Here is a 20,695-nt window from a genome sequence, read left to right on the forward strand (position 1 = left end):
AGGGATATTAGAATTTTTCAGGGCGATAAGGTACGCAAAGGACAAACACTTGCCATTCTCGAACACCCTGATTATATTAAGCTACAGGAAGATTTTGCTGATTTGGCCAGTCGGCTCGAATTTCTGGAAATGGAGTACGAACGCCAGAAAGAACTTTTCGAGAACAATGTAGGTGCAGGCAGGGAGTTCCAGCAGGTTAAGTCGGAATATAATTCGGCCAAAGCGAAGTACCAGGGATTGAAGGCCCGCCTGCAACTCCTGCATCTTTCACCCGAAAAAGTAAAAGAAGGAGAAGTTTCTAACAGCGTACCCATTGTAGCACCCATCAATGGCTATGTGAATGAAATAAATGTAAAAGTAGGCACCTATGCCGGGGCACAGGACATGCTTTTTGAAATTACCGACAACAGCAAAATCCACGCCGATTTTCTGGTGTATGAAAATGATGTTCACTTGCTGGAAAAAGGTCAAAAGATTCATTTTACCGTGGCCAATATTCCCGGTAAGGAGCTCATGGCCACCATATTCGCCATCGGGCAGGAATTTGAAGCCAACTCCAGGGCTGTACATGTGCATGCCAGCTTGAATGAACCCATGCCGGGGCTTATTCCGGGTATGTACATCTCTGGGCACATCCATACCGATGAAAATTATACCCGTACATTACCCAACGATGCTATTGTTACAGAAGGAACTAAATCCTATATCTTTATTTTGGATGAATCGCTTGAAGCTGAAGAACACGAGGGGCATGAACATGAAGCAGTAGCAGAAAACGAAGAAGGACACGACCATGAGGCTGAGGAAAACCATGAGGAACATGATGGCGAAGCAGGACATGACGACGAAAATGGAGGTCATGTTATGGCTTTCCGCATGATAGAGGTAATAACCGGAAAACAAGATGAGGGATACACCGAGATTAAATTGCTCAATCCCTTACCCGATGATACGAAAATAGTAATGAATGCAGCCTATTATTTATTGGCAGATTTAGGAAAAGAAGAAACTGAACACGAACATTAAAAAATTAACACGATGAAAGAAATTAAAGCATTTATAAGACCCAATAAAGTAGATGACATCGTGCATCATTTAAAAGATGCAGGGTTTGAGAACATGACCATTTCAATGGCTGAAGGAACAGGGAAATTTCAGGATGAAGAAGCTTTTGTATCGCAAAAGTTCTCAATAACCGATAGTGAAATAGCAAAGCTTGAACTTGTTGCAAAAAAAGAAAAAGTTGATGCTATTGTGAAAATAATCTGCGAGTATGGCTGTACACTAAATCCGGGCGATGGGTTTATCTATGTTTCCGATGTTGAAAAAGTGTACCGGGTGAAAACGGGATTGAAAAACGGCGAAGAATAATCGCCGGATGAAGGGCAGGTTGCTATGAAATGAATAGTGACCTGCTGTTTTAATGATTATCGGTTTATCTGGATAAATTTTTAAAATCAATGGTATGAAAAAATATAAATTAAAAAACCTGGACTGTGCTTCATGTGCGGCAAAGGTTGAAGAAGGCGTCAGCAAACTGGAAGTAGTAAAATTTGTGAGCGTTAATTTTGCCACTGCTTCAATGACAATAGATACTGATGACCTGGAAAAAGTAAAAAGCAAAATAAAAGAGATAGAACCCGAAGTTGAAATTGAAGATAATAAGAATGAAAAAACAATTGTTTCGTCAAGTGAACTTGCTGAAAACAAATGGACAATTATTAAAGCAATTTCAGGTATCCTGCTCTTAGTGGCAGGCCTGATTTTTGAAGAGGAGCTTCACAATACGCCTTTTCATCTTGCCGAATATGCGGTATTCGTGACGGGCTACCTTATCGTGGGCTGGAATGTTCTTGCATCGGCTGTTAAAAACATCGTCCGGGGACAGGTTTTTAACGAGCAATTTTTAATGTCGGTTGCAACCCTGGGCGCCTTCGCAATACATGAAATGCCCGAAGCAATTGCTGTTATGTTATTTTACGTAGTTGGCGAACTGTTCCAGGATATCGCTGTAAACCGTTCCCGCGGGTCAATAAAATCGCTTCTTGAAATTAAACCCGATTATGCCAATCTGAAAGATGGCGGGGATATAATAAAAGTTTCACCGGAAGATGTGAATCTTGGAGACGAAATAATAGTTAGGGCTGGTGAAAAAGTTCCGTTGGACGGACTGGTAATTGACGGGAATTCCTTTGTGGATACCTCAGCGCTTACAGGGGAAAGTGTACCGCGTAAAATAAATCCAAACGATGAAGTATTAGCGGGCATGATAAATCAATCCGGTTTAATTACGGTTAAAGTCTCCAGGCTTTTTGAGGATTCTTCTATTTCAAAAATTCTTGAGATGGTTGAAAATGCCACATCCAAAAAAGCTGAGACCGAAAAATTCATCACCACGTTTGCCAAATATTATACGCCCGTAGTGGTTTTTGGAGCCCTTTTGATTGCCGTTGTACCTCCGCTTTTACTAAGCGGCGCAACTTTTAGCGATTGGATTTACCGGGCATTGGTAGTTCTGGTTATTTCCTGTCCCTGCGCACTGGTAATCAGCATTCCGCTTGGCTACTTCGGAGGAATAGGCGGGGCTTCCCGCAAGGGCATTTTAGTGAAGGGTTCCAACTTTTTAGATGCACTTACCCAGGTTAAAACTGTGGTGTTTGATAAAACAGGCACACTTACAAAAGGAGAGTTCAAGGTAACAGAAATAGTTACCTCGAATGGCTTTTCAAAGGAAGAAATATCAGAATACGCGGCGTATGCCGAATATAATTCCAATCACCCGATTGCAAAATCTATACTCGAATCACATAAGTTGGATATTGACAATTCGAGAATCGGGAAAGTGGAAGAGATATCCGGGCATGGGGTTAAAGCGTACATAGATAACAAAGAAATTTTTGTTGGAAATGACAAGCTTCTTCATAAAGAAAATATAGTGCATGACAAATGTGAAATTGAAGGAACGGTTGTGCATGTTGTGGTTGACAGGAAGTATGCTGGCTACATTGTTATATCAGATAGTTTGAAAGAGGATTCCATTGAAGCCATCGGACGTTTAAACAAAAAAGGTACAAAAACGGTAATGCTCACGGGCGACAGCAAGTATGCCGCGGGTATTTTTGCACGGAGGCTGGGTATTAAAGAATATTATGCCGAATTGCTTCCTGAAAACAAAGTTGAACATATTGAAAAAATGCTGAACAAGAACAGCAAAGTTGCTTTTGTGGGCGATGGCATAAATGATGCCCCTGTACTTGCCCGTGCCGATGTGGGAATTGCTATGGGCGCACTCGGTTCCGATGCGGCAATTGAAACCGCCGATGTGGTATTGATGACCGATTCGCCTTCGAAAGTCGCCGTTGCAATGGATGTTGCCAGAAAAACCAGAAATATTGTGTGGCAAAATATCATTTTTGCTTTGGGGGTTAAAGCAGCCTTTATTGTACTGGGAATTTTTGGGATTGCCAGCATGTGGGAAGCCGTTTTCGGCGATATGGGCGTTGCTTTGATTGCTGTTTTCAATGCCATGAGAGTGATGAGAAATTAACTGAAAATTAAACAAATAAGTATACTTTCAATTGATATCAAGCTATTAAAGATGAACACTTCCATAAAAAACATATTACAAAACAATGATTTCTCTAAAGATGATATAATTGAACTATTATATACAAGTCAATCCGAAGCAAAATTATTATATCAAAAGGCGAAAGAAGTAAAATCATGTCAAGTAGGAGATAAAGTGTTTTTAAGAGGTTTGATAGAATTCTCAAATTTGTGTGTAAAAGATTGTTTTTATTGTGGGATAAGAAAAAGTAATAAAAACGTTGAAAGGTATTTTTTGTCAGATGATGAAATTATTCAGGCAGCGAAATTTGCTTTTGACGAGAATTATGGTTCAATTGTATTGCAGTCGGGTGAGCTTAAATCAAAGGAGTTTATTACCAGGATTGATGGGTTGATACAACGAATTCGTAAACTTACCGGAGAAAATTTTGGAATTACTTTGTCCTGTGGAGAACAAAATGAATCAACCTATTCAAGATGGTTCGAAAGTGGCGCAAACCGATATCTTCTCAGGATTGAAACCTCGAATAAAGAGCTGTATAAACAGATTCATCCAAATAATTCTTTACATAGTTTTCAAAAACGAATAGAATCTCTCCGGGTATTAAAAAATATAGGTTACCAGGTTGGTACCGGGGTTATGGTTGGGCTACCCGGGCAAACCTTAAGCCATATTGCAGATGATATTCTGTTTATGAAAGCTTTGGATATCGATATGTGTGGTATTGGCCCCTATATCGAGCACAAAGAAACACCACTCTTTGAACAACGTAGTACACTAATGCCTTTAAATGCCCGATTTGAGCTAACTTTAAAAGTGTTGGCAATAATAAGGATTATGATGAAAGACATAAATATTGCCGCATCAACGGCGCTGCAATCAATAGATAAATTAGGCAGGGAAAAAGCCATTCAGGTAGCGGCAAATGTTTTTATGCCAAATATAACCCCGCAATCATACCGGAAAAATTACAATTTATATGATAATAAACCCTGTATTGCCGAAAGCCCGGTTGAATGTCAAAGTTGTACGGTAGCCAGAATAAACCTGGCAAATGGCAAAGTTGCTTTTGGAGAAGCAGGTGACGCTAAGCATTATTTACATAGAATGAATCGGAGAAATGAAATTTTAATATAATGAATTTTCGCATGTTAAAAAAAATGATTCATATTACATTTGCCGTGTTTTTCACCTTAACTATCACAGGGGTGACCATACAGGAGAACTTTTGTAACAGCAAACTACTTTCAATTTATTTTGATAAAACCTCTGAAAAATGTTGTGATACTCCTTGTTCCGGTTGCCATACAAAGGTTATTTCATTTAAAATAGTCGATACCTTTTTTAATGCCTCAAAAAAAATTAGCAATAAAGTAAAGCCAATCATTAACTGCCCATTTTTAACATGTGGTAATGAGAATTTCATCTTAAATATAAACCGACAAAAAATTCATAACCATTTAAATACATTTTCAACACCTAAGTTTGCTTTAAACAGGGCACAACTACAGGTGTTTTTGTGCTGAGATAGTATTTAATTCCTCCCAAAAGCAAAATATTAAAATAACAATTTAGGTTTCAATTAAATATTATCAATATGAAAACATATAATTTTAAAATAATAATAGCAGCATTTTTTGCTGTAATGGGGCTAACTGTAAGCGCACAAAAATGTGGGGTTTACAAAACCTATGAAGATTACACAAATGGCAAAATGGAAGTTTCAATTAACTGTGCAACAAAAGACGGAAAAATAAAACCAAACAATTTTTTCAAAAAAGATTACGTAACAGTAATTAAAAATGGTGAAAAAACTGATTTGAATAAGGACGAAATATTTGGTTATCAACTTTGCAATGGAGAATTTTTCCGTTTTTTTAATAATGACCGCTTAACTTTGGCAGATAAAAGTGGTTTATGGATTTACACCAGAGAAGAAGTAGTATCTCATTCTCCATTTACAGGCACAAAAAAAAGAACAAAATACTATTTTAGCAAAGACGGAAGTGGGGAAATTAAAAGCCTGACATTTAGCAACCTTAAGGATGTTATTCCCGCTGACGACCCACTTTATTCTGAAATGGAATTGTTGTTTAGTTCAAATTCAGCCTTACATGCATACAACCAGTCAAGTGGTTCATATAAAATCAATTCCTTTCTGAATAGCAAAGGATTGTAACAGATTTAGATGCTTTTTTTGAAGGCAGGCAAGGCAACTTGCCCGCTTTCAGAAAAGCGAAATCAAACAAAAAATTCGCATACAATAATTTAAAATTTATAAAAAAAGCAAAATGAACAAGATATTAAATGTAATCAAAGCAACATTCCTGATTATTAGTTTATCAATTGCAAATATTTATGCACAAGAAACCGAAAAAGTAGTAGGAACAGTCGGTGGTGAAAAATTAGGTGACGACGGAATTGTAATATGTGTTTTGGGAACACAGGCTTGCATGCCGGTTCAGATAGACAAAAACATGACTGTTAAATACAACGGGGAGGAAACAAAATTGACAGATTTACCTTTTGCCCTCTATATAGAAGCTGAACTTAATGATAATAATAAAATCACTACAATTAAAATTGATGAAAGAAAAACCGTAATCTGTTTTGTTGAGCATAAAGAAGGTGATAACGAGAAATTGACGACTTTGTTAAACGGAATTAAAGGTGTTGAAGATTTTAAGTTATATCGTAAATCGAACCAGGTACTAATTGAATACAATCCAAAACAAATTGCGTATAGCGAATTGGAGGCAAAAGTTAAAAATGCAGGATTTATATTGGAATAAAATAGGAGGATAGAAAAATGAAACGAAATAAATTAAATACCGGTATGAAAAATATAAAAGTCATTTTTTTTATGGCAGCAGTAATTGGATTTCTTTTTTATTCATGTAATAAGGAAGAAGAAGCACCCTTGCCCAATACATTAGCCTCCAGTGTCATCGGAAAATACACAGGCACTCTAAAGAGTACAGCCACTAATCAATCCAGTCCGGCAACACTAAATGTAACGCTAATAAACGATAGCTTAGTTAGTATGCATTGTTTGTCCTACAATTTTGATTCAACCTTTACAATGCAACTATACCAAAACTATGACAGCATTATGGTGTGTCATACCGGACAAGAATTTTACAATGAATATGGACACAACAGGAATAATTACGATTTTTGCACAAACCGCCAATCCGGTTGGGAAAATAATGCCTGGATGAACGATGGCAATTGCTGGGGAAATATGAATCAAGGTTGGGGCAACAGCAATTGGGCAGGAACTGACCAATGGAACGCCTGGACCAATCACATGAATACCCAACACAATCAAAATGACAATCATTTTGGGGGATTTAATCCAAAAATGAATTCATGTATTTTCAAATTTACAATTCAGAACAATTCCAATTATTTTGAAGTATTTGAAGGAGTCAAGTAATTAAAGATGTGGGTAGTACAGCAATTGAAGTTGTAAAGATAAATCCCGTAAGGTTATTAAACATTTTTAGGTAAATTTGGGGTATAAAAGCACTGAATAATATTTGTCTCATAAATATTTGTAGGAATGGATAATAAAGAAATTGAACAAAAACTCGAATCGAAAAACGTCAAACCAACAGCCATGCGCACCCTGGTTTATAAAACACTTGCGGAAACCGGGAAAGCGCTGAGCCTGGCGGATTTGGAGCAACGATTTGAAAAAGTGGAGCGTTCAACCATTTTCAGGGCGCTTAAAACATTCGAGGAAAATTTCATTGTCCACCCTGTTGATGATGGTTCAGGCTCGGTTAAATATGCCGTTTGCGATGATGAATGTACCTGTAATATACATGACCTGCACGTTCATTTTTATTGTACCCGTTGCGGCAGAACACGTTGCATGAAAGAACTTCCAATTCCCAACATTAAACTGCCTGAAGGCTACACCTACGATAATGCGCAATTCATCATTAACGGGGTGTGCCCGCGCTGCGATTAAACTTTGCAATAGTGTTGCACTAACTTATTGGTAATTTTGATGTTGAAATTATTAGAATGTCTAACATTAAAAATTATTAATTATGAAAACTGGAAAATTTAAAATGGCTTTTTTACTTGCAGGATTGATTGTTTTTTCTGCATCGCAGGCAATGGCACAACCTCATTGTTGTAACTCAAACTGGTCGGTAAACGCTAATGCCCAATGGTGGAACAACAATACCCCGGCGGAATATGCCTTATCAGCCGAACAAATTACGGAAATCAATGAGCTACGTAAAAACAGTTACGAAAAAAAGCTCCCAATCGAAAATGAGCTTCGCAGTTTAAGGATGGAATACCAGGCAGCCAATTCAAATCCCAACCTGGATGTAAAAAAGGTGAAATCACTGAGAAGCACTATCCGCGATAAAGAAGAAAAGATTGAGGATATCAACCTGGAAACAAAAGTTCAGGTAAAAAAACTTCTTACTGAAAAGCAGCTTACCTACTTTAACAACAACAATTACAATTGGTGGGATATGTCGGAAAACTGCTGGTATGCCGGTAATATGGACATGAAATCACGCAGGCAAATGATGATGTCGCGCCGCAGCAATTGTTGGTAAACACCAGTTCGGTTTTTTAAAAAACAAGCGATAAAAAGAAAGGAGAATGTTATGATGGATGGATTTGGGTGTCACGGATGGGGAATGGGAATGGGCTGGTGGTGGGTTATAGGGCTCATTATCGTAATTGCCGTTGTTTGGATGGTTGTTAAAGGAATGAGTCAAAATAACCGCCCCGGCAACCTACCCGTAAGTAAGTCGGCGCTCGATATTTTAAAAGAGCGTTATGCCAAGGGAGAAATTGATAAACAAGAATTTGAAGAACGAAAAAAAAATTTAATGTAAAATAAAAAATCATGAAGTATTACATTGAAAAAACAACAGAGTACGGTTTCGATGAAGCCATTGAGAAAGTAACCGAAGAACTTAAAAAAGAAGGATTCGGGGTCTTGACAGAGATTGATGTGCAGGCCACATTGAAAAAGAAACTGGATGTCGATTTCAAAAAATACCAAATTTTAGGGGCTTGCAATCCGCCATTTGCACATAAAGCACTGCAGGCCGAAAACAAAATCGGAGCCATGCTTCCCTGCAATGTGATTGTGCAGGAACTGGATGATGGCAAAACAGAAGTAGCTGCCGTTGACCCGATGGCTTCGATGCTGGCGGTTGAAAATGACAAATTAGGGGAAATCGCCAACGAAATAAGGGCAAAACTTGAAAAGGTCATTGAAAACGTATAATACGGCCAGTATTTTAACCTAAAGTATTTAAAAAATCTTTGGAAATGAGAAAACAACTATTGTTATTAACCTTCGTACTTTTCTGGGTATTCACAGCGAATGCCCAGGAAGGCGAACGGTTAAAAGTAATCACAGGGGTACGTGTTAACCCTTTTGTAATGTACGATTTTGACGGTAACAGAACGGAAATAACACGTATCCATGCCGAATTGGGCGCCATGTTCAATAATAAAACCTACCTGTCGGTGGGATACACGCCCTTTGCCAACGCCATCTACAATTTCAACGAATACTGGTTTGTAGGGTTCGACAAAAAAATCCCGGTATCGTGGGTTTTGGCGGAAGAGTATATGATAGATGAAAATAAATTCATCGTACAGACCGGGCCCAATTTCAAATTAGGGAACGTGGGAAATGCGTTTGTATTTTTGTTTACCCCTGTTGATAATATTGACTGGGGCTTGAAAGTGGGCGCTTTTATTCCTTTAAATGTGGTTTTGCATAAAGATTAGTTCACATGTTCAAATCTGTATTTACCATCAGTAAAATGGACTGCCCTTCCGAAGAATCCCTTATCAGGATGAAGCTGGAAGGGATTTCATCCGTTAAAAACCTGGTTTTTGATATTGAAAACCGGAAGCTGGAGGTATATCATTCAGGCCCTGTGGATGAAATCCACCAGGCAATCAGCCAGCTAAAATTAGGTGACAAACTCGGAAATACTACCGAAACGGAATTACCGCCCGGTGCAGACGATTCACAACAGCTGAAAATACTCTGGTGGGTGCTGGGCATCAATTTTACCTTTTTCGTGGTGGAAATGACCACAGGCTGGATTTCGCACTCCATGGGACTTGTGGCCGATTCTCTGGACATGCTGGCTGATTCTATTGTTTACGGGCTCAGCCTTTTTGCAGTGGGTGCGGCCATTTCACGAAAGAAAAAAGTAGCCAAAATCAGCGGGTATTTCCAGATGGGGCTGGCTACGCTGGGTTTTGCCGAAGTGCTGCGACGTTTTTTCAGCACCAGCGAAACGCCCCTTTTTCAGTGGATGATTATTGTTTCCATCCTGGCGCTTGCCGGAAACCTGGTTTCGTTGTGGCTCATCAACAAAGCCAAAAGCAAAGAAGCGCACATGCAGGCCAGCGCTATCTTCACTTCAAATGATATTATTGTAAATGGCGGGGTTATCCTGGCCGGGGTGCTGGTGTATCTTCTAAACAGCAAATGGCCCGATTTGGTCATTGGTGGTATTGTTTTCACTTTTGTGATGCGCGGGGCAGTGAGGATTTTAAAACTTTCGAAGTAATCAATTATGGCACACGCGCATGAACATACTACGCAAAAAAGTTACGGAAAAGCTTTTTCTATTGGCATCGGTTTAAACATCACCTTTGTAGCCGTTGAAACATTTTATGGTTAATTAGCCAACTCATCAGCACTATTAGCCGATGCAGGCCACAACGCCAGCGACGTTTTGAGTTTGATTTTTGCCTGGGCTGCAATCAGGCTCGCTTCCATAAAACCCAAAGGAAAATACACTTACGGATTGCGCAAAACAACAATTCTTGTATCGATACTCAATGCGCTATTGCTTTTTGGAGCAGTAATAGCCATTGGCTGGGATGCTGTAGGAAAATTCAAAAATCCTGAACCTGTGGCAGGTACACAGGTAATGATTGTTGCCGGGATAGGTGTGGTAATAAATACCATTACGGCATTGCTGTTTATGAAAGGCCAAAAAGACGACCTGAACATCAAAGGGGCATTCCTGCACATGGCTGCCGATGCCGGGGTATCGTTGGGAGTGGTTGTTGCCGGGCTATTGATTAACCTCACCGGAATTCAATGGATTGACGCGGTAATGAGTTTTATTATCATTCTGGTCATCCTTTGGGGCACATGGCGCTTGTTTACCGATTCCATTGATTTAGCGCTGGATGCAGTACCCAAACAAATAAAACTTGATAAAGTACGCAACTTTCTTTTATCCGAAAATGGGGTTGAAGATATACACGATTTACACGTTTGGGCAATGAGCACAACAAAGGTGGCACTGACAGCCCACCTAATAATTCCGGATGGAATTGATGACAATTTTATAAGCGATTTACAACATGAACTCGAACACGAGTTTGGTATCAACCATACAACACTTCAAATCGAAAATAAAAGCATAGAAGAAAATTGTGAAATAGATTGCTAAATCTGGCTTATGGAAATAAAACATAAATCAACAATCACTTGCCCCGACTGCGGATACCAAAAAGAAGAAACAATGCACGAGGGTTCCTGTCAGTTCTTTTATGAGTGTGAAAAGTGTAAATCTGTCTTGAGACCAAAGAAAGGTGATTGTTGTGTATATTGTTCGTTTGGCTCTGTAAAATGCCCTTCAATTCAAAAAGAAAACAGTTGCTGTTGAACGCTTATTTTTTATTCGTTTAACTAGTGGCAAGGTTGTGAAAAACAATTCATTATCCAACATCTGCAAAGGAGTGAAATTTATCAACGCCTAAAAATACTTTCTGAAAAAACAAAATCGATTTTGGCAAAAAAAGAATTAAATATCCTATTTTTGCACCTGTGAAAAATAAAATTTATGCCATATCACTCTTGCTATCATTTTTGGTAGTGTTAAGTCATGAGATGATTCTCCATCATCATCATGATGATATGGTGGAAGGTTTATTGAGTAAACAAAGTATAGTTGATTTCCCTGTTGAAAAAAGTAACGAAGGGAATTCTGCCGATGAACACAATCATCCCTTTCCTCTTCACCATCATATTTCGGCAACCAGTGATTTTGTTTATGCAAGGACAAACCTTCATAAGTCAAATTCATTTAAAAAAATCACCACATTATTTGTGGTGTTACTTGTGTTCCAGAATGATTATTTTGAACCTCCCTGCTCGAAAAGTCAATATTATAGAAGGGAACAGATTATATTAAATTCCCTCTTTGCCCCGGAAGCCAATGCTTTACGGGGGCCTCCTTCTATTGTTTAAATTTTACAGTTTCTTAATGAATGCATGCGATAACTGTTTTATCGTCCATGATTTATATGCATTCATTCAATCAGTTTTTTTTAAATTTAAATAATATTTTCAATGAAAATCAAGATATTTTTATTTGCAGTACTTGCGATATTTTTAGCAAGTTGCAATACCAACCATAACCATGAAATCGAAGAACCGCATCATGACGAGGTTAAAATCCAGTTAACTGCTTACAGCAACGAATTTGAACTTTTTGCCGAAGCCGACCCGTTTACGGTAGGCCAATCCTCCGAAATTTTGTCGCATTTTTCTCATTTACCAAGTTTTAAAGCATTGGAAAGTGGAAGCATGACCATCCGCCTGATTGTAAATGGCAAAGAAACAAGGCAAACATTGGAGAAACCAACACGAAAAGGCATTTACAAATTTGAATTAAAACCTGAAACTTCAGGAAAAGGTCAATTGGTTTTTGATATAGTAACAGAAAAAGGAAACTTTCAATTAACAGTTCCCGAAGTAGAGGTTTTTGCGGATGACCATGATGCCATTCATGCGGGAGAAGATATTGTTGTTTCGTCAACCAATGCCACGGTATTTACTAAGGAGCAATCGTGGAAAATTGATTTTGCAACGGCACATCCAAAAACAGAACCATTCGGCCAGGTCATCAGGACTACTGCCCGGGTTGAATCTGCCCAGGGTGACGAAACGCTTATTTCTGCGAAAACAAACGGCATTGTCAAGCTTTCTGCCAACAATATATTGGAAGGGAAACCCGTATCGAATGGACAGGTCCTGTTTTCAATCTCCGGAAGTGAATTAGCAAATAATAATTCTGCAACCCGTTTTTCGGAAGCCCAAAACAATTACGAAAAGGCAAAAGCCGATTATGAAAGGTTGGCAGAATTGGCAAAAGACAAAATTGTTTCGGAAAAAGAGCTGCTCAACGCGAAAAATCAATTCGAGAACGCGAAAGTGATTTATGATAATCTGAACAAAAACTTCAATCCATCGGGGCAAAATGTGGCCAGCACAATGACCGGCTACGTAAAACAGGTTTTTGTGCAAAACGGGCAATATGTAGAAGCCGGACAACCCATTGTGATTATCTCACAAAATAAAACGCTTTTGCTGCGGACAGAAGTCCAACGAAAATTCGCACCAATCCTGGGTACGATTAATTCGGCGAACATTCACACGCTTCATGATAATCAGACCTATTCTCTTGAAGAATTAAACGGCAAAATGGTGTCGGTTGGCAGAAATACCAACAGCGATAATTATTTAATCCCATTGAGTTTGCAGATTGACAATAAAGGCACTTTTGTACCAGGTGGTTTCGTAGAGTTATTCCTAAAAACACTAACAAACGCACAAGCACTGACAATACCTAACTCAGCGTTACTGGAAGAACAGGGAAATTATTTTGTTTTTGTACAAATTACACCGGAGCTCTTTGAAAAAAGGGAGGTAAAGACAGGCGCAACTGATGGCTTAAAAACTGAAATTCTTCAAGGACTTTCTCAGGATGAACGCCTTGTAACCACTGGAGCAATTCTGGTGAAACTTGCACAGGCTACAGGTACTTTAGACGCTGAATCAGGTCACAATCATTAAACAATAAGGCTATGTTAAATAATATTATAAAATTTTCACTTAATAATAAGTATTTGGTAATACTTGCTTCTGTTGTTTTGGTGGTTTTCGGGGTAAGGACTGCCACAAACATGGACGTGGACGTATTTCCCGACCTCACCGCACCAACGGTTGTTGTAATGACCGATGCACATGGTATGGCTTCGGAAGAAGTGGAACGTTTGGTTAGTTTTCCTATTGAAACAGCCGTAAACGGAGCCACCGGTATTCGAAGGGTGCGTTCGGCTTCATCGCAGGGTTTTTCTTTTGTATGGGCCGAATTTGATTGGGGAACCGATATTTACAAGGCCCGCCAGATTGTAAGCGAAAAACTAATTGCCGTTTCATCGCTTATGCCTTTGGGCGTTGGACAACCTATGCTCGCCCCGCAATCCAGCATTATGGGCGAAATCTTCTTTGTGGGCTTACAGGCCGACAGCACCAGCATGATGGAATTGCGCACCATTGCCGAATGGAATGTAAAACCACTAATATTGGCTACCGGCGGGGTTTCTCAGGTAACAATTATTGGAGGCGATTACAAACAATACCAGATATTGGCAGACCCACAAAAAATGAAATATTATGATGTTTCATTGATGGAATTGGCTAATGTTAGTAAGGGGATTAGCAATAATTCTTCAGGTAGCGCCATTCGACAATATGGAAACGAATTTGTTGTTCGCGGGATTGCCCGGACCTCGGATTTGGAAGCACTGGGCAATTCATATATAAAGTCAAGAAACGGGAAACCTGTAAGGGTTCGCGATGTGGCAGAAGTGAAAATCGGAGGCGCTGTAAAAATGGGGCATGCTTCTGAAAATGCAACACCGGCGATTATTATTTCCATATCGAAGCAACCCAACACAAACACCCTCGATGTTACGGAACGAATTGAAGAAAACCTGGCCGTCCTTCAGAAAACCCTTCCGGCAGACATTCGAATGGACACGAAGATTTTTCGCCAGGCCGATTTTATTGAAACTTCGGTGAGCAACGTACAACGTGCATTAATTGAAGGAGGAATTTTTGTTGTTATCATTCTTTTCCTTTTTCTGGGTAGTTTTCGCACTACAATAATTTCCCTGCTTGCCATTCCCTTATCGCTGCTTGGCGCTATTTTAGTTCTCAATGCTTTGGGTTTAAACATTAACACCATGAGTTTGGGAGGAATGGCGATTGCAATTGGTTCGCTGGTTGACGATGCCATTATTGATGTGGAGAATGTTTACAAGCGCTTGCGGCAAAATCAACAAAAACCAAAAGCAGGAAGGCAATCATCGTTTACCGTTGTATTTGAGGCTTCAAAAGAAATAAGGTCATCCATCCTAAATGCGACGTTAATTATAATGGTAGCATTTTTACCACTGTTTTTTCTATCGGGCATGGAAGGCCGGATGCTGCAACCTCTGGGTATATCATTTATTGTTTCTTTGTTTGTGTCGCTGATAGTGGCCATGACCCTGACCCCGCTGTTGACAAAGTTGCTGCTGACCAACGAAAAATATCTTGCCAAAAATGAAAAAGAAAAATGGTTGGTACGTAAACTTTCATACCATTATGAGAAAGCGCTTTCCTGGTCGTTGAATCACAAAAGCCTTGTTATCCTTTCCACACTTGCCATGTTTATTGTTTCACTTTTTGTATTTTCTTCAATGGGACGTAGCTTTTTACCAGAGTTCAACGAAGGTTCCCTTACTTTATCGGTAGTAACCCAACCCGGAACTTCATTGGAAGAAAGCAACCGCCTGGGCAATTTGGTAGAAACTGAATTATTAACGATTGATGAAATAGAAAGCACCGCGAGAAGGACAGGCCGGGGGGAATTGGACGAACACTCGCAAACGGTGAACAGTGCGGAAATAGATGCAAATTTTAGACTGGATGAACGCAGCCGCGAGGAGTTTATGGCAGATGTTCGGGAAACAATTGCCCGTATTCCAGGTATTGCAGCAACAGTGGGGCAACCGCTCGGGCACCGCATCGACCACATGCTTTCGGGCACAAGGGCAAACATTGCCATTAAGATTTTTGGCACCGATTTGAATAAAATGTTCACACTCGGTAACCAGATTAAAAGTTCAATTGTGGACATCGAGGGTTTGGTGGACGTAAATGTTGACCAGCAGATTGAGATACCACAACTTCAGATTAAAGCCAACCGCGAGATGTTGGCATATTACGGAATTACTGTAGAGCAATTCAATGCGTTTGTTGATGTTGCCTTCGGAAGCGAAAAACTGGCAGATATTTATGAAGGCCAGCGACGCTTCGATTTGGTGTTGCGGCTGAATAAAAATTACACGGAAACAATAGAAGGTGTACGTTCGGCTTTAATTGATACACACGATGGTAAAAAAGTGCCATTGGAAGAGGTTGCAGAAATTATTTCTGTTTCCGGGCCAAGTTCCATCAGCAGGGAAAATGTACAGCGCAAGGTTGTTATTGCCGCAAACGTGGCAGGCAGGGATTTGCGTGGAGTGGTTGAAGATATACAGGCGAGGGTAAATGAGAACATTGAATTTCCCGAAGGATATCGCGTAGAATACGGCGGACAGTTTGAAAGTGAGGCAAAAGCATCGAGAACCTTGTTGTTTACTTCCATTCTTGCAATATTAATTATTTTCCTTTTACTGTTTCAGGAATTCAGAAATTTCAAACTTGCAGGTATCATATTGCTCAACCTGCCCCTGGCATTGATTGGCGGTGTATTTGCAATCTATTTTACATCAGGCGTTTTAAGCATTCCAGCAATTATCGGCTTTATAACACTTTTTGGTATTGCAACCCGAAACGGAATCCTGCTGATTTCAAACTATCAACGGCTTCAGGCGAAAGGAACATCCTTAAATGAAACTGTCATAAATGGCTCATCCGACCGTTTGAACGCTATTTTAATGACTGCTCTTACAGCAGCCCTTGCATTAATACCATTGGCTATGAAGGGTGACTTGCCTGGCAACGAAATTCAAAGCCCGATGGCGCAGGTAATTTTAGGCGGTTTACTTACCTCCACCTTGCTTAATATATTTATCGTTCCCATAGTTTATAGCATTCTAAATAACCGTGGAATCATTAAAACGAAAAATTCATGAAGAAAATAGTTATAGCGATAATTAGTGTTATCGTGTCCAATTCATCTCTTTTCTCTCAGAACCCTATTGAAAGTGTTCTCAATGAGATTGAAAAGAACAATACAACACTGACAGCCCTTCAAAAAAGAGTGGAGGCTGAGCAAATAGGAAATAAAACCGGAATATATCTGCAAAACCCTGAAGTCGCATTCAACTATGTGTGGGGAACTCCTTCTACAATTGGTAACCGAACAGATTTTAGCGCCATCCAAACATTTGATTTTCCGACGGCTTACAAGTATAAAAAGGAGATTTCCAACATAAAAAATGAACAGGTAGCGCTTGAATACCAAAAACAGCGAAAAGACTTGTTGCTGGAAGCCCGTTTAATCACCTACGATTTGGTTTTTACCAATGCGTTGTTATTGGAACTTTCAAAGAGACTCAACCATGCGCAAAGTATTGCCAGCTCGTATAAATCCAAATTCGATATTGGGGAAACCAATATTCGGGAATACAACAAAGCGCAATTAAACTTGCTGAATTTAAGTAAAGAAATGGAATCGCTCAACGTAAAAAGAGATGCTTTGCTGGGTGAGTTGACCCGCTTAAACGGAGGTATCCCCATTGAATTTACGGCAAGTGAGTTTGCAACCACGCCAATCCCTGCCGATTTTGAACAGTGGTACGCTCAAGCCGAACAAAGTAACCCGCTGTTGAATTGGTTGAAAAAGGAGATGGAATCTACCGAAAAACAAGTTGGTTTGAACCGGGCTATGAGCTTGCCTAAATTAAAAGCAGGTTATATGAGCGAAAACGTTATTGGACAAAAATTCCAGGGCATTACGCTTGGTTTATCAATCCCTTTATGGGAAAACAAAAACCAAGTGAAATATGCCGAAGCTAATGCCGCTGCAATTGAAAAAACGGCAAACGACCAAAAAGTGCAGTTTTACAATCGGTTAAAACTTTTGCATGCAAAAGCAATCGGGCTTCAGAATAATGCAAGCGATTATAAATCGAGACTAAAAACTTTTGACAGTTCAGAATTACTAAAAAAAGCACTGGACAAAGGGGAAATTTCACTGATTGATTATATTCTTGAACTTTCGATATATTACGAAAGTGTAAACAAATTGCTCCGGTCAGAACTGGAAATGAACAAAACGTTGGCAAAATTAAATCAATATTTATGACAGAAATTAAATCCAAACATGAAAGCAAAACCATGTGGGTAGTCTTGTTGACCGCCATCACAATGGTTGTTGAAATCGTTTTTGGTTTGACAACAAAATCAATGGCTTTATTGGCCGATGGCATTCACATGGGTTCCCATGTGTTGGCCATTGGGCTTAGTTGGGTTGCCTATGTCATTGTTCGTAAAGTATCCAGAAGTGAGAAATTCAAAGGCAATTCCGATAAAATCCTTTCCTTATCGGGCTACAGCAGCGGTTTGATGTTATTGATTTTTGCCATTGTAATACTGATTGAAGCTATTCAGCGTTTTTACAATCCGGAGGATATTGTTTATAAAGAAGCCATATTGGTTGCCATAATAGGACTGGTTGTAAACATAGCAAGTGCATTTCTTTTACACCACGACCATAAGCATTCCGACCATAACATACGAGCAGCCTATCTCCATGTTATCGCTGATGCCTTAACAAGCCTATCTGCAATTTTGGGATTAATTGCAGCAATGATATGGGATATTCCTTTTATGGACACTATTGCTGCAACAATTAGCTCCTTTGTAATTGTCAAATGGTCGATTGGCTTATTGAAGGATTCTGGAAAAGTATTGTTGGATATAGAACATGAACATCACCATGGACACAGTCATTAAAATTGTTTCCAACAAATGAGTAGTAAAAGAACCAGCCCTATTTGTAAGCACATTGGCAAAGCCCCACTAGCCAACATTAAATTTAAAGCTTTTATCTAACAGTCGGTTTCGCAGCCATCCTGCCAATTCCTCCAATTTGCCATGAATACTTGCCATACGGAAGTAGTTGAGCCAGCCTTGGGATACTTCTTTGAACTTTTCGATGGACAGGTAGACCCCCCTTTTTAATGGGTTGTTTTGATTGATTTTGGATGGTCAAAAACCTTTACCTCAAAGAACAATTTGTAGAGGCGGGCAGGCTAAAGGCAAGTGTCGCCAGGGCGTGGAGCGAAGCGGAACAAACAGGCGACTCTTGCCGTGGGGTGCAACCCGGCTTCGGCGTGAAGGTGAGCGAAAAAGCGACTGGTTTCGAGCGCGATAGCGAACGGATAAAGGAAGCGGTTTCGCGAGGCTGAGCGATGGTGCCGGGGCACAGGAAGAACCTTATAAAAAGCTATTGTACACCTTAAGAAATCAGGATTATTACCTGATCAAACCGGAAAGTTGCCTGCGAAGGGATCGCGTAACGGTTAGTCAGGCCTTTGCCTGGTGCCGGAAGCGAAAACGAAGCAGGCGTCTTTCATTTTAACCGAGGCTTGTTCGCGCCATGGCGGAGCCAACGGCGCGAACAGGCCGCAGGATCACCTACCAAATCAAGTCAACAGCGTTTATCTTTGGCATCCTTGTCAAAAGCCACCAGGTTAAACATTTCCCTCATCCGGGAGCGGATCCGGTTTCCATAAATCGATTCCAGCTCGGAGGCGGAAAGGTTGGTCGTCAGATGCGTCAACATGCGTTTGGAAACAAACAAGTCGTAACGGGCCAACAGAATTTCCGCCATTACGTTACACTCGTTCCCGAAATGCTTTGGGGTTTGCTCCAATCCCAGGTCGTCAAAACAATACACTTTGGGAACAGGCAGTCCACCGAGTCGAAAATACGATCCTTTGCTGTAGTGGTTGATCACCGAGTAACCGTCTTTCTCAAACTCAAAGCTGATTTCCCGGGTGGGCTTGACCAGAAATTGCTTCTCCCGTGGGCAGAAATAGCTGATCAGCCTGGCCAGGGAACTTTTTCCACAGCCGATTGGCCCAGAGATCAGCAGTCCTTTCCGAAGGCTAAGGCCGTGCTTTTCCGTATTTTCCTTGTCACCGATGGCATACACCAACAGTTTGTAGATCAGGGGCAGATCACCGGGATCAATGGCAAAATTCTCCCCGAAAAGCATTTTCCCTTTTTCTTCCATCCAGAGCACACTTCTCTGAAAATTGAAGTTGAACACGCCACCCTGAAGTTCTGCAATTTGGTCATAAGGGCTCCGAATAATCCTTGTTGGTTGCGACACTGAACCGGCCTGCGCCGATTTGATTGAATGGTCTTTCATGGCTGTTATTTTTTTTACTGTTTGACATCCATTTCCGGGCAAGGGCTTGCCAGGAAACAATTCGCTGGTCATTCCCGGTCTTCCATCCCAGGGACAGGTACCGGGCATAAAATTGTTGGGCATCTTTCTGCGGAAAGCGGTTTTGCTGAAAGAAAAATGACACCTCCGAAAAATCTGGAATTCCGGATTCTTCTTCCGTTTTTGGATTCTTTCCCCGATCCCGTTTTTGCATGTTCACTTTTTCTTGTTGATTTTCACTTCTAAGATTTTCAACCCTCTTTTGATTCTCTTCTTCTTTATTCTTGTTTATATTCTTTATATTCTTTATAAGAGGTGTATCACTTGCTGTCTCAGTTGCGGTATCAGATTCAGTACCGGCAGGATCATTTTTACGATTACCAGTATCGGTTGCCGTATCAGTTCTGCGACCGGAAGCGATACCGGTATCAGCTGTAGTACTGCCTGGAGTATCATTTTTGATATTGCATGAAGTACCGGAATTTCTGGAAGTATCATCTCCGGTACCTGTTGCAGTATTCGATTGAATACCGGTATCATTTGCTGTATTCCCTGCGGTATCGTTTTTGAGATCGCCTGAAGTACCGGTATCACCAGTCGTCTTTGTTCCTGTATCACGTGCAGTCTCAGATTTGATACCGGAGGAATTACCTGCATACGGAAATTGACTTTCACGATCACTTCCGGTTGTATCACTTGTGGTACCGGTATCAGATTCAGTATCAGAAAATGAATCATTCATCGTATCAAGCCGGATACAACTCACCTCGCTGCCGCGGTGCAGGTTGGAGGATGCTTTGTAGTGGATATAGCCCCAGTCAGCCAGTTCTTTCATGCACCGGGCATAGGTGTTGGCCGAACCGAT

Annotated in this window: 23 protein-coding genes and 1 pseudogene; 21 read left to right on the forward strand and 3 right to left on the reverse strand. The window is 40.3% G+C overall.

Features of this window, described 5'->3' with window-relative positions; translation table 11 throughout:
• The 20 genes and pseudogenes from NC99_RS04335 to NC99_RS04430 form a co-directional block, all read left to right on the forward strand.
• Window positions 1–1,026 (forward strand): efflux RND transporter periplasmic adaptor subunit (locus NC99_RS04335; protein ID WP_053180234.1); only part of this gene is annotated, 1,026 nt, incomplete at its 5' end.
• A gap of 12 nt (window positions 1,027–1,038) precedes the next feature.
• Window positions 1,039–1,371, forward strand: coding sequence for a P-II family nitrogen regulator (locus NC99_RS04340; RefSeq protein ID WP_053180236.1), 333 nt, complete (start codon window positions 1,039–1,041; stop codon window positions 1,369–1,371).
• Window positions 1,372–1,465: 94 nt separating this feature from the next.
• Window positions 1,466–3,547: a heavy metal translocating P-type ATPase gene (locus tag NC99_RS04345; protein ID WP_053180238.1), complete on the forward strand. Its 2,082-nt coding sequence runs from the start codon at window positions 1,466–1,468 to the stop codon at window positions 3,545–3,547.
• A 51-nt stretch (window positions 3,548–3,598) separates the two neighbouring features.
• The gene (gene hydE, locus NC99_RS04350; protein ID WP_053180240.1) at window positions 3,599–4,705 is read left to right on the forward strand and encodes a [FeFe] hydrogenase H-cluster radical SAM maturase HydE; all 1,107 of its coding nucleotides are present in this window, start codon (window positions 3,599–3,601) and stop codon (window positions 4,703–4,705) included.
• A gap of 460 nt (window positions 4,706–5,165) precedes the next feature.
• Window positions 5,166–5,747 (forward strand): hypothetical protein, encoded by a 582-nt coding sequence (locus tag NC99_RS04360; protein WP_157624440.1) that lies wholly within the window; start codon window positions 5,166–5,168, stop codon window positions 5,745–5,747.
• A 112-nt stretch (window positions 5,748–5,859) separates the two neighbouring features.
• The gene (locus tag NC99_RS04365; protein WP_053180246.1) at window positions 5,860–6,360 is read left to right on the forward strand and encodes a hypothetical protein; all 501 of its coding nucleotides are present in this window, start codon (window positions 5,860–5,862) and stop codon (window positions 6,358–6,360) included.
• Between the two features lie 17 nt (window positions 6,361–6,377).
• Entirely contained in the window at window positions 6,378–7,007 is a 630-nt protein-coding gene (locus NC99_RS21805) for a hypothetical protein (RefSeq protein ID WP_157624442.1), read from the forward strand.
• Window positions 7,008–7,133: 126 nt separating this feature from the next.
• Window positions 7,134–7,547, forward strand: coding sequence for a Fur family transcriptional regulator (locus NC99_RS04375; RefSeq protein ID WP_053180250.1), 414 nt, complete (start codon window positions 7,134–7,136; stop codon window positions 7,545–7,547).
• An 82-nt stretch (window positions 7,548–7,629) separates the two neighbouring features.
• Window positions 7,630–8,154 (forward strand): periplasmic heavy metal sensor, encoded by a 525-nt coding sequence (locus NC99_RS04380; RefSeq protein WP_053180253.1) that lies wholly within the window; start codon window positions 7,630–7,632, stop codon window positions 8,152–8,154.
• A gap of 51 nt (window positions 8,155–8,205) precedes the next feature.
• A complete protein-coding gene (locus NC99_RS04385; RefSeq protein WP_053180254.1) occupies window positions 8,206–8,439 on the forward strand; it encodes an SHOCT domain-containing protein in 234 nt (77 codons plus the stop codon).
• Window positions 8,440–8,450: 11 nt separating this feature from the next.
• Window positions 8,451–8,837, forward strand: coding sequence for a DUF302 domain-containing protein (locus NC99_RS04390; RefSeq protein WP_053180257.1), 387 nt, complete (start codon window positions 8,451–8,453; stop codon window positions 8,835–8,837).
• Window positions 8,838–8,881: 44 nt separating this feature from the next.
• A complete protein-coding gene (locus NC99_RS04395; protein ID WP_053180259.1) occupies window positions 8,882–9,349 on the forward strand; it encodes a hypothetical protein in 468 nt (155 codons plus the stop codon).
• Window positions 9,350–9,354: 5 nt separating this feature from the next.
• Window positions 9,355–10,146 (forward strand): cation transporter, encoded by a 792-nt coding sequence (locus NC99_RS04400; RefSeq protein WP_053180261.1) that lies wholly within the window; start codon window positions 9,355–9,357, stop codon window positions 10,144–10,146.
• Window positions 10,147–10,272: 126 nt separating this feature from the next.
• Window positions 10,273–11,043 (forward strand): annotated as a pseudogene (locus NC99_RS04405) (cation diffusion facilitator family transporter); the annotation flags it as partial.
• Between the two features lie 9 nt (window positions 11,044–11,052).
• Window positions 11,053–11,259: a GDCCVxC domain-containing (seleno)protein gene (locus NC99_RS22610; protein WP_082326306.1), complete on the forward strand. Its 207-nt coding sequence runs from the start codon at window positions 11,053–11,055 to the stop codon at window positions 11,257–11,259.
• Window positions 11,260–11,420: 161 nt separating this feature from the next.
• A complete protein-coding gene (locus NC99_RS04410; protein ID WP_157624444.1) occupies window positions 11,421–11,843 on the forward strand; it encodes a hypothetical protein in 423 nt (140 codons plus the stop codon).
• 102 nt (window positions 11,844–11,945) lie between these two features.
• A complete protein-coding gene (locus NC99_RS04415; protein ID WP_053180265.1) occupies window positions 11,946–13,451 on the forward strand; it encodes an efflux RND transporter periplasmic adaptor subunit in 1,506 nt (501 codons plus the stop codon).
• A gap of 11 nt (window positions 13,452–13,462) precedes the next feature.
• Window positions 13,463–16,564 carry an efflux RND transporter permease subunit gene (locus NC99_RS04420; protein WP_053180267.1) on the forward strand — a complete coding sequence of 1,034 codons (3,102 nt, stop codon included), beginning with the start codon at window positions 13,463–13,465 and terminating at the stop codon, window positions 16,562–16,564.
• Entirely contained in the window at window positions 16,561–17,739 is a 1,179-nt protein-coding gene (locus tag NC99_RS04425) for a TolC family protein (RefSeq protein ID WP_082326307.1), read from the forward strand. The genes NC99_RS04420 and NC99_RS04425 overlap by 4 nt, the downstream gene beginning before the upstream one ends.
• Window positions 17,736–18,389 carry a cation diffusion facilitator family transporter gene (locus tag NC99_RS04430; RefSeq protein ID WP_053180271.1) on the forward strand — a complete coding sequence of 218 codons (654 nt, stop codon included), beginning with the start codon at window positions 17,736–17,738 and terminating at the stop codon, window positions 18,387–18,389. The genes NC99_RS04425 and NC99_RS04430 overlap by 4 nt, the downstream gene beginning before the upstream one ends.
• Window positions 18,390–18,455: 66 nt before the next feature.
• Here NC99_RS04430 and NC99_RS22430 read toward each other — a convergent pair whose 3' ends face one another.
• On the reverse strand, window positions 18,456–18,635 hold the full coding sequence (locus NC99_RS22430) for a group II intron maturase-specific domain-containing protein (RefSeq protein ID WP_082326308.1): 180 nt from the start codon (window positions 18,633–18,635) through the stop codon (window positions 18,456–18,458).
• Window positions 18,636–18,640: 5 nt separating this feature from the next.
• Here NC99_RS22430 and NC99_RS04435 point away from each other — a divergent pair, with 5 nt between their 5' ends.
• Window positions 18,641–18,844: a hypothetical protein gene (locus NC99_RS04435; protein WP_053180273.1), complete on the forward strand. Its 204-nt coding sequence runs from the start codon at window positions 18,641–18,643 to the stop codon at window positions 18,842–18,844.
• A gap of 242 nt (window positions 18,845–19,086) precedes the next feature.
• On the opposite strand, the gene NC99_RS04440 is transcribed toward NC99_RS04435, so the two are convergent.
• Both NC99_RS04440 and NC99_RS04445 read right to left on the reverse strand, forming a co-directional pair.
• Window positions 19,087–19,812: a P-loop NTPase family protein gene (locus NC99_RS04440; RefSeq protein ID WP_204374893.1), complete on the reverse strand. Its 726-nt coding sequence runs from the start codon at window positions 19,810–19,812 to the stop codon at window positions 19,087–19,089.
• Entirely contained in the window at window positions 19,736–20,665 is a 930-nt protein-coding gene (locus NC99_RS04445; RefSeq protein ID WP_157624446.1) for a hypothetical protein, read from the reverse strand. The genes NC99_RS04440 and NC99_RS04445 overlap by 77 nt, the downstream gene beginning before the upstream one ends.
• Window positions 20,666–20,695 lie beyond the last annotated feature (30 nt).

This window comes from Sunxiuqinia dokdonensis, assembly GCF_001270965.1.
Lineage (GTDB): Bacteria > Bacteroidota > Bacteroidia > Bacteroidales > Prolixibacteraceae > Sunxiuqinia > Sunxiuqinia dokdonensis.

Bases quoted from the DNA above. Each gene is read 5' to 3' on its own strand.
- NC99_RS04440 (WP_204374893.1), bottom strand. From the start codon at position 19,812: ATGAAAGACCATTCAATCAAATCGGCGCAGGCCGGTTCAGTGTCGCAA.
- NC99_RS04420 (WP_053180267.1), top strand. From the start codon at position 13,463: ATGTTAAATAATATTATAAAATTTTCACTTAATAATAAGTATTTGGTA.
- NC99_RS04375 (WP_053180250.1), top strand. From the start codon at position 7,134: ATGGATAATAAAGAAATTGAACAAAAACTCGAATCGAAAAACGTCAAA.
- NC99_RS04395 (WP_053180259.1), top strand. From the start codon at position 8,882: ATGAGAAAACAACTATTGTTATTAACCTTCGTACTTTTCTGGGTATTC.
- NC99_RS04430 (WP_053180271.1), top strand. From the start codon at position 17,736: ATGACAGAAATTAAATCCAAACATGAAAGCAAAACCATGTGGGTAGTC.
- NC99_RS04445 (WP_157624446.1), bottom strand. From the start codon at position 20,665: ATGAAAGAACTGGCTGACTGGGGCTATATCCACTACAAAGCATCCTCC.
- NC99_RS04380 (WP_053180253.1), top strand. From the start codon at position 7,630: ATGAAAACTGGAAAATTTAAAATGGCTTTTTTACTTGCAGGATTGATT.
- NC99_RS22610 (WP_082326306.1), top strand. From the start codon at position 11,053: ATGGAAATAAAACATAAATCAACAATCACTTGCCCCGACTGCGGATAC.
- NC99_RS04435 (WP_053180273.1), top strand. From the start codon at position 18,641: ATGGTCAAAAACCTTTACCTCAAAGAACAATTTGTAGAGGCGGGCAGG.
- NC99_RS04390 (WP_053180257.1), top strand. From the start codon at position 8,451: ATGAAGTATTACATTGAAAAAACAACAGAGTACGGTTTCGATGAAGCC.
- NC99_RS04385 (WP_053180254.1), top strand. From the start codon at position 8,206: ATGATGGATGGATTTGGGTGTCACGGATGGGGAATGGGAATGGGCTGG.
- NC99_RS04400 (WP_053180261.1), top strand. From the start codon at position 9,355: ATGTTCAAATCTGTATTTACCATCAGTAAAATGGACTGCCCTTCCGAA.
- hydE (WP_053180240.1), top strand. From the start codon at position 3,599: ATGAACACTTCCATAAAAAACATATTACAAAACAATGATTTCTCTAAA.
- NC99_RS04360 (WP_157624440.1), top strand. From the start codon at position 5,166: ATGAAAACATATAATTTTAAAATAATAATAGCAGCATTTTTTGCTGTA.
- NC99_RS04345 (WP_053180238.1), top strand. From the start codon at position 1,466: ATGAAAAAATATAAATTAAAAAACCTGGACTGTGCTTCATGTGCGGCA.
- NC99_RS21805 (WP_157624442.1), top strand. From the start codon at position 6,378: ATGAAACGAAATAAATTAAATACCGGTATGAAAAATATAAAAGTCATT.
- NC99_RS04340 (WP_053180236.1), top strand. From the start codon at position 1,039: ATGAAAGAAATTAAAGCATTTATAAGACCCAATAAAGTAGATGACATC.
- NC99_RS04425 (WP_082326307.1), top strand. From the start codon at position 16,561: ATGAAGAAAATAGTTATAGCGATAATTAGTGTTATCGTGTCCAATTCA.
- NC99_RS04365 (WP_053180246.1), top strand. From the start codon at position 5,860: ATGAACAAGATATTAAATGTAATCAAAGCAACATTCCTGATTATTAGT.
- NC99_RS04415 (WP_053180265.1), top strand. From the start codon at position 11,946: ATGAAAATCAAGATATTTTTATTTGCAGTACTTGCGATATTTTTAGCA.